Here is an 8,994-nt window from a genome sequence, read left to right as displayed (position 1 = left end):
GGAGCAGTGGGAAGCACGTTGCCCCACTGCTCCTTGAGCGAGCTTGGTCCTACTGCTCCTTGAGCGAGCTTGGTCCTACTGCTCCTTGAGCGAGCTTGCGAGTCGAAAGGCCCGCGACCCAACTGAACTCAGCCGCGGACGACGGCCCCGAGCTTGGTGTACGTGTCCTCCCAGCCGTGGACGTGGACCGAGTCGATGCCGAGGTCGGCGACGGGGCGGTCGTTGCCGCCGTCGTCGAGGCGGTCGCCGAAGAAGAGGATGTCGTCGATGCCCAGCCCGAGAATCTCCATGAGACGACGCGCGCCGAACGCCTTGTCGATGCCCTTCGCGGTGATGTCGACGGACGTCGACCCCCCGCTGCGGACTTCGAGTTCGGGCAGGCGCGCCGCGGCGTAAGCGCGCAGCGACTCCTTCTTGCGGCCGTCCGGATCCCATGCCGCCTTCGCGTCGACAGGGGCCGACTGGCCGAGCGCGGAGAAGGTGACCTGGCTGCCGCGGTCTTCGAGGATCGGGCCCCACGTCTTGGACTCCCACAGACCGAGTTCGCGAGCCCCCTCTTCGACGACGGCCATTGCGAGCGACTTCTGCTCCTCGGAGAGGTCTTCGGCGTAGACGGTCTCCCAGTCGTCGCCTGACCAGCGGACGTAGCGGGTGCCGTTGGTGGGCATCAGGTGCAGGTTCGCTTTGTCGGGGAAGTCGCCGAGTCGGTCGAGGACCTGTGACTGGAACTGGCCGTATTGTCCGCCGGAGATGATGCATCCCAGGCTCGTCGCCAGCAGTTCGCGGAACAGTTCGACCATCTCGTCGCTCATCGCAGTCTTCGACGGCGCGAGCGTGTCGTCGAGATCGAACATGACGAGCTTGTACGACTTACCGTCGCGAGTGACTCCATCAACCATGGCTGGGACTTTACTGGCCGGTACCGCCGATCACCCATTCGAACGCCGGTGCCTTCGACCGAGCTCCCTGCGCCGTCTTCGACCGCGAGGTCTCCCCGAGTTCGGCGAGCAACGTCTCACCTGCTTCGACGAGCGTCCCGAGCAGCTTCGGCGTGAGGTAGTCGGGTCGGGTCGCGAATAGCAGGTCCTCCGACGACGTGTTGCCGCTCGCTCCCGGGGCGAACGGGCAGCCACCCAGACCGCCGAGTGCGCCGTCGACCATGTGGGCGCCCGCCTCGATCGCGGCGAGCGAGTTCGCGACGCCCATCCCCCATGTGTCGTGGCCGTGGAAGACGAGGCGTCGCCCTGCTGCGTCGACTGTCCGAAAGAGGTCGGACACCTGCGCCGGGTGCGCTTGGCCGAGCGTGTCGGCGAGGACGATGTCGTCGGCCTCCACCGTGCGCGGATCGGCGACGATGCCCCGGACTCGGGCGGGATCGACAGGCCCATCGAACGGGCACGTGAACGCCGTCGCGATGCACAACTGGATACGTCCACCCGCTTCGCGGATCATGTCGATCGCCTGCGGCATCGCGGCGACGCTGTCCTCCGTCAGGCGACCGATGTTCGCCTCGTTGTGGGCGTCGGACGCCGAGAAGCAGTACTGCACATTGCGCGCTCCCGCAGCGATCGCCTTCTCCACGTGTCGAGGCGTCGCGACCCAGATCCAGCAGCGTTCGAGCTCCTCCGGCGTGAGCTCGGCGACGACGTCGAGCGATCCGGCCATCGGCGGCACCAGATCGGGCCGGGCCATCGACCCGATCTCCAGTTCTGGCACTCCCGCGGCCAGCAACGTCCGCGCCAGATCGACACGCGTCTGCACATCGAGCGCCTTACCCGTCAACTGCAAACCGTCACGGAGAGTCACATCGCGCAGGATCGCGTCGTGGAGGGCTGTCATGGGAGCGAGTTTATCGACGCTTCAACCTCGGAGGCCTTTCCGGTCCAGGGGCCGGAGAAGGTCTCCAGAGTCGGCGAGTCATCCATCGCGGAGGAATCGCTCCCGAATCTCGTCGGTGTGCTCACCGAGGTCGGGCCCGACGGAGCGGATCGGCAACGACTTCTCGCCGAGGACCGGCACGATGCCCGGGAATCCGACGCTGCGCGGGGTGTCTCCCCCGGTGTCGACGTCGAAGTGCTGCACCATGTTCCGCGCTTGGTATTGCTCGTCGGCGACGATGTCTGCGGCGGTGTAGATCGGCCCGGCGGGAACGCCCGCGTCGTCGAGTATTGCAAGCACATCCGCGCGGGGCAGGGTTTCGGTCCAGGCGCCGATCGCGTCGTCGACCTCGTCGCGACGCCTCCAACGTCCGTCGTTCGTCGACAGGTCGGGGTCGTCGGCGAGATCGGGGCGGCCGATGGCTCGCATGTAGCGTCCGAAGATCGCGTCGGCGTTGCCGGAGATCACCACCGACAGTCCGTCGCCGCAGGTGTAGCCGTTGGACGGCGCGATGCCCTCCATCCGGCCGCCGGTCCGCTCGCGCGTGACGCCGTACGCGCCGAGGTCGGGCACCAGCGACTCCATCATCGAGAAGATCGCCTCGTTGAGCGCGACGTCGACGATCCTGTCCTCCAGCGGCAACGGCTCGTCTGACTCGTCACGGCGACGCAGCTGTTCGTACAGGGCCATGACCGCGCCGAACGCGCCGTACAGTCCTGCGATCGAATCGCCGATGGACACTCCGACGCGCACGGGTGGTCGGTCTGGATCTCCGACGAGTTCCCGGAATCCGCCGTAGGCCTCGGCGACGGCGGCGAAGCCCGGCCGTTCGGCGTAGGGTCCGGTCTGGCCGAACGCCGAGATCCGCACGAAGATCAGATTCGGATTGGCCTCGCTGAGCTCCGCGGGACCGAGCCCCCACTTCTCGATCGTCCCGGGCCGGAAGTTCTCGAGCACGACGTCGCAGTGCGCGGCGAGCGCACGCACGTCCTCGCGCCCCTCATCGGTCCGCAAGTCGAGGACGATGGACTTCTTGTTTCGGTTGATCGTGCGGAACAGCATCGACGTGTCGCCGTCGTACAGGCGCCAGTTGCGCAGTTCGTCGCCGGTCTCGCGTTCCACTTTGATGACCTCGGCACCGAAGTCGGCAAGCATGCGCCCGGCGGTCGGGGCGGCGATGTAGTTGCCGAGTTCGAGGACCCGGACACCGTCCAGCGGCAGTCGGCGAGCCATCAAGCAGGCAGCGCGTCGAGAGTGACGATGACGGCGGTGCCCTTGTCACCGATTCTCGCCACGCCCGTGCCGGTGCGGGTTACACCGTCGAGCACGATGCTGATCGGCTCCGGCCCCGGCTGAAAGTTGCGCCACCACGTCTTCTGCGACGGAGCGGCCACCCCGATGACCACGGTGTCGTCGCCTTTGCACTGGAAGGCGATCGGCAGACTGATCGTCCGTCCGCTCCGTCGTCCGGTGTAGGTGATCTCCGTCATCGACGAGCTCAGTTTCGGCCCGATGATCGGGGCCTTCATGATCGGCAGCATCACTGCATTGACGGCCTTGGCCACACGCTGGAAAGTGTTCACACCGAACAGTTTAGGTGCGCCGCCAACTCCCCGCGGGGATGGACGTTCACCTCGTCCAGCCCGCGCCAGCGGGCCATCGTCTGCAGGTCGACGGCGAGCCGCTGCGCCACCTCTCCCCTGTCGACGTCCGGTTCGACGTGCGATGCGAGGACCTGCAGCACCCGGGCCGCACGATCTGCTTTCAGGTCGACTCGCGCGACGACCCGGTCGTCCATGAGGTACGGCAGAACGTAGTAGCCGTGCACCCGTTTGGCTTCGGGCACGTAGATCTCGATGCGGTAGTGGAAGTCGAAGAGTCGCTCGGTGCGCGGCCGGAAGAACACGAGCGGGTCGAACGGCGACAGCAGTGTGCTGCGGCGCACCGACCGCGGAGTTCGCGCATCTCGATGCAGGTAGGCGGTGTCGCGCCAGCCGTCCACGGAGGTCTCGGTCACGACTCCGTCGTCGACGAGGTCCGGGAGGACGGCGCGCACCTGGGCGGTGGTCATCCGGTAGTAGTCGGCGAGATCAGCGACTGTTGCGACACCGTGCGCGGCCGCAGCCTGCGCGACCAACGCGCGATGCGCGTCGTGCCGCGGAATCTCGAGTCCCGCACGCTCGTCTCCGACGATGCGTTCGGCGAGGTCGTAGTGCCGGACGAAGTTGGCGTTGCGCGTCGCTGACAGTTCGCCGGATGCGAACATCGCTTCGCAGACGTGCTTCACATCGCCGCGGTCCCACCAACTTCCGGATGCCGCCGACGGACGTTCGATGCCCAGCGCGCCCTCGATCTGCCGTGGCGTCGACGCTCCCTGCGCGACGATCACCGCGCGGATGTCCGCCGCGAGCTCGCCGTTGCGTCGCATCACGTCGCGCGTGTAGCGGTACCGACCGTCTCGATAGTCGTCCATCCGCCAACGCATCAACGGCCAGTCGTCGATCGGAATCAACGCGGCCTCGTGAGCCCAGTACTCGGCGTACAGGCGCGGCGACCGTTTCGTGTCCGACCAGGCGGCACGATCGAGGAGCCCCTCGTCGTACGGCCCGATCCGGCTGAACGTCGGCATGTAGTGCGCGCGGGCGAGGATATTCACCGAATCGATCTGCAGAAACCGGGTGCGGCCGACGACCCGTTTCAGATGGCTTCGGGTCGGCTCACCGGCCGGCATCGGGTCGGTGAAACCCTGGGCGGCGAGCGCTATGCGCCTGGCCTGAGGCAACGAGATGTCGGCTGTCACCGCATGTCCTTCAGTACAAGCGGCAGTCCCACCGCGAGGAGCGTGACCCGATCGCACACCGCCGCCACCCGTTGATTGAGTCGTCCGAGGTCGTCGACGAACGCCCTGGAGTGCGGGTCTGCGGGCACCACACCCGCTCCGATCTCATTGGAGATCACGACGACTCGTCCGGGCGGGCCGTCGAGCACACCCACCAGTTCGTCGAGTTCACGCTCGCGGTCCGTCGGACGGTCGACGCCGTAGTGCAGGTTGGCCAGCCACATGGTGAGACAGTCGACGATCACGACCGTTCCGTCGGCCGCGTGACGTCTGACCGCATTCGCGAGATCGTACGGCTCCTCGACCGTCGCCCATTCGCGCGGGCGGTCGGCGCGATGGCGCGCGATCCGCGCTCGGGTCTCCGCGTCGCCCGCGATGGCGGTGGCGAGCACGATCACCCGATCGCCCGACTCGGCCGCCAGCGTCGACGCATGCCTGCTCTTGCCCGAACGGGCGGCACCGACGAGGAACTCGCTGGTCACGAAAGCGGTCGTCGTCGGTAGTCGACGAATCGGTACAGCGTTCCGGTCTTCGAGTACAGCCAGTCCCCCGTGGACTCCGTCTGCCAGATGTCGGGGTCGATCTCCGGTGCGAACGCATCGGCACCCTGGACGTGCAGATCGATCTCAGTGACGCGCAGGTCCGTCGCAACGGTCATCGCCGCCGCGTAGATCTCGCCGCCGCCGATCACCGACGCGACACCGTCGACCAGATCGAGGGCTTCCTGCAGACCGGCGACCACCTCGGCGCCCGGAGCGTCGAACGCGCTGTTCCTGGTGACGACCACGTTGCGTCTGCCGGGCAGCGGGCGGAACGACGCCGGTAGCGACTCCCACGTCTTGCGGCCCATGATCACGGCCCCGGCGCCGGTGAGCGCCTTGAAGCGGGCCATGTCCTCGGGGACGCGCCACGGGATGGTGTTGGCTTTGCCGATCGCTCCGACACGGTCCTGTGCCCAGACGAGTGCGACGGTCATCAGCGCTCCGATCGTGCGGACACGCGGAAGATGCGGATCAGACCGATCAGCACCGCGCCCATCATGACGGTGAAGCCGGTCGCCAGGACGATCCCGCCGCCGATCTCGTGAGCGGCGAGACCGATGCCTGCGTACAGCAGGGAGAGCCCGACGCCCATGAACACGAGCATCGTCTCGCCTTCGCGGTACAACGCCTGCGCGTTGTCCTCGGTGACTCGAACCGGCAGGTTGAACAGTTGCGGCTTTCGCGCGAGGTACGGGAACAGTGCGCCGATCACTGTGAAGATCGCCGCCAGAATGAGCACAGACCACCGCGGGCCGAACGAGTCCGCTTCTCCCACACCGTTGAAATGCGTCGGCACTTCGTCGGGCAGCGACGGATAGGTCGCCAGGAGGACAATGGTGACGATGCCTGTCACGGCGGGGCCAATCCACCGGGCTGCGCTGGTGATCGGACCCGTCCGGTAGTCCGGAGCGGGCCGTACCTGCCTACGGATGCCGACCACGTCAGACCGCCACCGGAGCTTTGATCGCCGGATGCGGCGTGTAGTCGACCACGGCGATGTCGTCGAACTCGTAGTCGAAGATCGATGCGGCCTTCCGCAATTCGAGACGTGGGTAGGCGAACGGCTCGCGCGACAGCTGCTCGGTGACCTGCTCCACGTGGTTGTCGTAGATGTGGCAGTCGCCGCCGGTCCAGATGAAGTCCCCGACGTCCAGTCCCGCCTGCTGCGCCATCATGTGCGTGAGCAGCGCGTACGACGCGATGTTGAACGGAACTCCGAGGAACAGGTCGGCACTGCGCTGATACAGCTGGCACGACAGTTTCCCGTCGGCGACATAGAACTGGAAGAACGCGTGGCACGGCGGAAGCGCCATCTGCGGGATCTCACCGACGTTCCACGCGGACACGATGTTGCGCCGGGAGTCAGGGTTGGCCGTCAACGTGTCGAGTGCGGTCTGGATCTGATCGATGTGCTCGCCCGACGGGGTGGGCCAGTTGCGCCACTGCACGCCGTACACCGGTCCCAGCTCGCCGTCAGCGTCAGCCCATTCATCCCAGATGGTGACTCCATGCTCCTGAAGCCAGCCGACATTCGAATCGCCGCGAAGGAACCACAGGAGTTCGTAGACGATCGACTTGAGATGGACCTTCTTCGTCGTGATGAGCGGAAAGCCCTCCGACAGGTCGAACCTCATCTGATGTCCGAACACGCTCCGAGTCCCGGTACCGGTCCGGTCCGCCTTCGGCGTGCCTGTCTCCAGGACCAATTTCAGCAGGTCCTCGTACGGTGTGGGGATCGGCGTGCTCACGTGCCCGAGTCTACTGATCTCGCAAACGCGGTGGCCGTCGGCACGCCACGACTGTCACGAGTGGCGCGACAGTCTGTAATGCAGTCGGAGAGCCCGGAACGGTCCGACTCTGAGCTCGTGATCGGTTCGGAGCTCGCCTTCGTCGTCGACGTAGACCCGAAAGGACTCCCGCAGCGGAGGCTGCGCCGAGTACCACTGATCGTCGAACAGCACCGAGATGTAGGCGCCGTCGGCTCCGAACCGCCGGGATCGCGAGGCCAGAGACAGCGCGCCGTCGGCTTCGACGCGCGGCGTGAGGAACACGTGGATGTGACCGAGTTCGAGGGGAAACGCGACGGCCACATGCGGCTGCTCCGCACCCGGCAACACTGCGGATCGGTAGAACCCGCTGTAGACCGCCGAATTGTCGAGCCGAAGTCGGCGGAGCCACGCTGCACCCTGCCGCCGCCCGGATTCGTCGACGACCGTGCGGACTTCGCTCGACATCCCGCGGCTCACCGAGAGCGGTTCGGTGGGCAATGCCAACTGCTCCACCCTGCGGCCGAACAGCGCGGTCACAGCCATCCCGCCGGGAGCGAAGAGCGGATTCCACTGCGACCAGACGTCCATCCGCCACGCACCGGTGTGCTCATAGAAATCCCGCACCAAAGGATGCAGGTCGCGCGCCCGGAAGTCGGGGCCGTCGAGCACCGCCATGTCGTCGAACAGACCCGCGGTCGGCGACGACGGATGGACCGCGCCCTGCTTCTCGTAGGCGTGGAGCCACGCGTCGCCGACTTCGTGCCTGCGATTGTGCGGCGCAGCCAGAAAACCGAACTCCGGCGTGGACAGGTCGACTGGACGACCGACCGCACGCCACCAGAGACGACTCAGCGGGTCGAGCACGTGCATCCCCGGCCGCCGGATCATGCTGCGGATCGTTCTGCGAGTGCGCGAATCATGCGAGAACAGTAGCGATCTTGCTCCGACTCCGACGGCGTGGCCGGGTGAGGTCTGATCGAGTGTCTGCCGATCGCGTCGAACCATTACCGTTCACGGCTCGTACGACTAGGTTCGGCTTCATGAGACGTGTCCGGGCCGCGTGGATCGTGCTCGCACTTCTCGGGGTTGCCAACCGGGTGTCACGCGCGTTCTCAGAGGCGGGAAACGGTGCAATGTCGTGCGGCAAGACCGGCGAACTGTATATGGACGGAGTGCGAGCCGATGCGGAATGCACGGACACGTACATGAGCGCGTTCGGCGTTTGGCCCTTAGTTCAGGTCGGATTCTTTCTCGTGGCACCGGCGCTCGTCGCTGCGTTCGCCATGCGCGCCCGCGTATCGGTCGCCGTCACCGTCGCCTACGGGGCACTCGTGGTTTTCGGTGTCGTGAATTGGTACAACCGGTGGGGCCAGTTGATCGGTCCATGCCTTATCGCATCGGTGCTGGCGTTGATCATCACGCTCTTGCACCCTCCACGTTCAATCATCCAGCTACAGACGCAGAGCGGGACACCACCGCCTCGCACGCTGAGGTCAGTCCATCAGTCCGGCCGCGATCGTCGCGCCGAGCTCCCAGCATGCGTCGAGGTCGGCTTTTGTCGGCTTGCCGGACACGATGACGTCGGCACCCGACTGGACCCAGCCGAGCCCACCGGCGATGGAGTGGACACTGCGTTCGGCGCCTTCGGTTCCAACGTTCCCGTGCATGAACAGGCCGTAGGGTCGCCCCTTGGTGGAGTCGAGGATCGGGTAGTAGCAGGTGTCGAACGCATGCTTGAGTGCACCACTCATGTACCCGAGGTTTGCCGGCGTCCCGAGAAGATATCCGTCGGCGTCGAGCATCTCGGCGGGCGAGACGGTCAGCGCAGGACGCCGCACCACGTCGACGCCGACTATCTCGGAGTCGGTTGCGCCCGCGACGACGGCCTCGAACATCTCCTGGCAGTGCGGCGACGGCGTGTGGTGGACGATCAGCAGGCGAGCCATGTGGTCAGAGTGCCGGAGGG

Annotated in this window: 11 protein-coding genes; all 11 read right to left on the bottom strand. The window is 66.4% G+C overall.

Going from position 1 to position 8,994, the window contains the following annotated elements:
- Positions 1-128: 128 nt before the first annotated feature.
- Positions 129-899, bottom strand: coding sequence for an HAD-IIB family hydrolase (locus GM1_RS20875; protein ID WP_008382228.1), 771 nt, complete (start codon positions 897-899; stop codon positions 129-131).
- A 10-nt stretch (positions 900-909) separates the two neighbouring features.
- Positions 910-1,839, bottom strand: coding sequence for a hydroxymethylglutaryl-CoA lyase-like TIM-barrel protein (locus GM1_RS20870; protein WP_008382227.1), 930 nt, complete (start codon positions 1,837-1,839; stop codon positions 910-912).
- A gap of 78 nt (positions 1,840-1,917) precedes the next feature.
- Positions 1,918-3,111: a CaiB/BaiF CoA transferase family protein gene (locus GM1_RS20865; RefSeq protein ID WP_008382226.1), complete on the bottom strand. Its 1,194-nt coding sequence runs from the start codon at positions 3,109-3,111 to the stop codon at positions 1,918-1,920.
- Positions 3,111-3,461, bottom strand: a complete 351-nt coding sequence (locus GM1_RS20860; protein WP_008382225.1) for a hypothetical protein — start codon at positions 3,459-3,461, stop codon at positions 3,111-3,113. The genes GM1_RS20865 and GM1_RS20860 overlap by 1 nt, the downstream gene beginning before the upstream one ends.
- Positions 3,458-4,678, bottom strand: a complete 1,221-nt coding sequence (locus tag GM1_RS20855; RefSeq protein WP_008382223.1) for a winged helix-turn-helix domain-containing protein — start codon at positions 4,676-4,678, stop codon at positions 3,458-3,460. Before GM1_RS20855 ends, GM1_RS20860 begins: the two co-directional genes overlap by 4 nt.
- Positions 4,675-5,199 (bottom strand): bifunctional adenosylcobinamide kinase/adenosylcobinamide-phosphate guanylyltransferase, encoded by a 525-nt coding sequence (gene cobU / locus GM1_RS20850; protein WP_008382222.1) that lies wholly within the window; start codon positions 5,197-5,199, stop codon positions 4,675-4,677. Before cobU ends, GM1_RS20855 begins: the two co-directional genes overlap by 4 nt.
- Positions 5,196-5,693 (bottom strand): dihydrofolate reductase, encoded by a 498-nt coding sequence (locus tag GM1_RS20845; RefSeq protein ID WP_008382221.1) that lies wholly within the window; start codon positions 5,691-5,693, stop codon positions 5,196-5,198. Before GM1_RS20845 ends, cobU begins: the two co-directional genes overlap by 4 nt.
- Positions 5,693-6,112, bottom strand: coding sequence for a DUF1648 domain-containing protein (locus tag GM1_RS20840; protein WP_052005502.1), 420 nt, complete (start codon positions 6,110-6,112; stop codon positions 5,693-5,695). The genes GM1_RS20845 and GM1_RS20840 overlap by 1 nt, the downstream gene beginning before the upstream one ends.
- An 88-nt stretch (positions 6,113-6,200) precedes the next feature.
- A complete protein-coding gene (locus tag GM1_RS20835) occupies positions 6,201-7,007 on the bottom strand; it encodes a thymidylate synthase (protein ID WP_008382219.1) in 807 nt (268 codons plus the stop codon).
- A 54-nt stretch (positions 7,008-7,061) separates the two neighbouring features.
- Positions 7,062-7,916, bottom strand: a complete 855-nt coding sequence (locus GM1_RS20830; RefSeq protein ID WP_008382218.1) for a hypothetical protein — start codon at positions 7,914-7,916, stop codon at positions 7,062-7,064.
- A gap of 605 nt (positions 7,917-8,521) precedes the next feature.
- Positions 8,522-8,974 carry a flavodoxin family protein gene (locus tag GM1_RS20825; RefSeq protein ID WP_040520923.1) on the bottom strand — a complete coding sequence of 151 codons (453 nt, stop codon included), beginning with the start codon at positions 8,972-8,974 and terminating at the stop codon, positions 8,522-8,524.
- Positions 8,975-8,994: the final 20 nt, after the last annotated feature.

It is taken from the genome of Gordonia malaquae NBRC 108250, from assembly GCF_000344135.1.
Lineage (GTDB): Bacteria > Actinomycetota > Actinomycetes > Mycobacteriales > Mycobacteriaceae > Gordonia > Gordonia malaquae.
The sequence above is the reverse complement of the archived record's forward strand: the minus strand, read 5'-3'. Positions and strand labels throughout refer to the sequence as shown.

Excerpts from the sequence above, each read along its gene's own strand:
- GM1_RS20875 (WP_008382228.1), bottom strand. The coding sequence starts at position 899 with ATGGTTGATGGAGTCACTCGCGACGGTAAGTCGTACAAGCTCGTCATG.
- GM1_RS20870 (WP_008382227.1), bottom strand. The coding sequence starts at position 1,839 with ATGACAGCCCTCCACGACGCGATCCTGCGCGATGTGACTCTCCGTGAC.
- GM1_RS20865 (WP_008382226.1), bottom strand. The coding sequence starts at position 3,111 with ATGGCTCGCCGACTGCCGCTGGACGGTGTCCGGGTCCTCGAACTCGGC.
- GM1_RS20845 (WP_008382221.1), bottom strand. The coding sequence starts at position 5,693 with ATGACCGTCGCACTCGTCTGGGCACAGGACCGTGTCGGAGCGATCGGC.
- GM1_RS20830 (WP_008382218.1), bottom strand. The coding sequence starts at position 7,916 with ATGATCCGGCGGCCGGGGATGCACGTGCTCGACCCGCTGAGTCGTCTC.
- GM1_RS20825 (WP_040520923.1), bottom strand. The coding sequence starts at position 8,974 with ATGGCTCGCCTGCTGATCGTCCACCACACGCCGTCGCCGCACTGCCAG.